At 72.4% G+C, this 1,483-nt stretch carries 1 protein-coding gene and 1 pseudogene; both read right to left on the bottom strand.

Annotated features, from left to right (window positions below):
- Nucleotides 1–133: 133 nt before the first annotated feature.
- Complete coding sequence (locus ACWCYO_RS40580; protein WP_270150922.1) at nt 134–1,054, bottom strand: tetratricopeptide repeat protein; 921 nt, start codon at nt 1,052–1,054, stop codon at nt 134–136.
- A gap of 120 nt (nt 1,055–1,174) precedes the next feature.
- Nucleotides 1,175–1,483, bottom strand: a pseudogene (locus ACWCYO_RS40575) (DEAD/DEAH box helicase); the annotation flags it as partial.

Raw genomic sequence — 1,483 nt, 5'->3', positions numbered from 1 at the left:
ACGCTCGACTGGGATACCCCAGCCGAGCGTCTACGTGATCTACTCACCACCTAAAACCAAGTGGTGTTGCGACGACCCCTGGAATCCAAGGTTCCTCCGGGGAACGGCAGGGCCTCACGGCGTTTCAGGGCGCTCAGGCCTGGGCGTCGCCCTTGGCCTCGGCCTTGTCGGCCTCGGGGGCCTTGTCCGCCTTGGCGTCCTCGGCACGCTCGGGCACCACGCCGTCGAAGTCCTCGTCGATCTCGAGGTCGTCCTCGTCGTAGTACTCCTCGACGTCCTCCTCGTCCTCGAAGATCACGCGGTCGTCGGCGACGTCGCCGCCGCGCTTCTTCGCGGGGGCGTCGGCCTGCTCGGCGTCGTCCTCGGCCAGCTCCGGGTCGAGCGCGTCGGTGAACTCCACGCCGTCGATCTCGGCCAGGCGCTCCGAGGCGTTGGTCGAACCGTCGGTGTCGGCCTCGGCCGCCTTGGCGAACCAGTCACGGGCCTCGTCACCACGGCCGGCCGCGATCAGCGCCTCGGCGTAGGCGTACCGCAGACGCGCGGTCCACGGGTGCACGGCGCTGGAGGCCAGCTCCGGGCTCTGCAGGGTGACGACGGCGGCGTCGAACTGCTCCATGTCGCTGCGGGCACCGGCCGCCACCAGGCGCATCTCGACCTGGCCGGCCTTGTCCAGCTGCTTCACCTCGGGCTCACCGGCCATCGCCAGCGCCCGCTCCGGACGGCCCAGACCGCGCTCGCAGTCGGCCATCACGGGCCACAGGTCGGCACGGCCGGTCATCCGACGGGCGGCGCGGAACTCGGTCAGCGCCTCGGAGTACCGCTGTGTCATGTACGAGGCGAACCCGGCCGCTTCGCGGACGGCGGCCACGCGGGAGGCCAGCCGCAGCGCGACGCGCGAGTACTGGTACGCCTCCTCCGACTCACTGTCGAGCAGGCGGGCGACCATCACCAGGTTGCGGGCGACGTCGTCCGCAAGGGTCTTGGGCAGGCTCTTGAGCTCCTGGCGCACGTCCGCGTCCAGCTCGAAGCCGGTGACGTCCTCCGGGATCGGCAGGCGCTTGACCGGCTCGTAGTTGCCGCGACGGTCGTCGTAGTCCCGACGGTCCCGGTCGCCGCCGCGGTCGTCCCGGCGGTCGTCGCGACGGAAGCCGCCCTGGCGGTCGTCACGGCGGTAGCCGCCGCGGTCGTCCCGACGGTCATCGCGGCGGAAACCGCCACGGTCGCCGCCGCGCTCACCGCGGTCACCGCGGTCGCGGTTGAAGCCACCGGAGGGGCGGTCGTCACGGCGGAAGCCGCCGCCCTGCGGACGGTCGTCACGGCGGTAGCCGCCGCGGTCGTCACGGTCGCGGTTGAAGCCACCGGAGGGGCGGTCGTCACGGCGGAAGCCACCGCCCTGCGGACGGTCGTCACGGCGGTAGCCGCCGCGGTCGTCACGGTCACGGTTGAAGCCACCGGAGGGGCGGTCGTCACGGCGGAAGCCACC

The organism is Kitasatospora sp. NPDC001683, from assembly GCF_053596495.1.
Note: the sequence above shows the minus strand (reverse complement) of the source record. Positions and strands in the feature narration are given on the sequence as shown.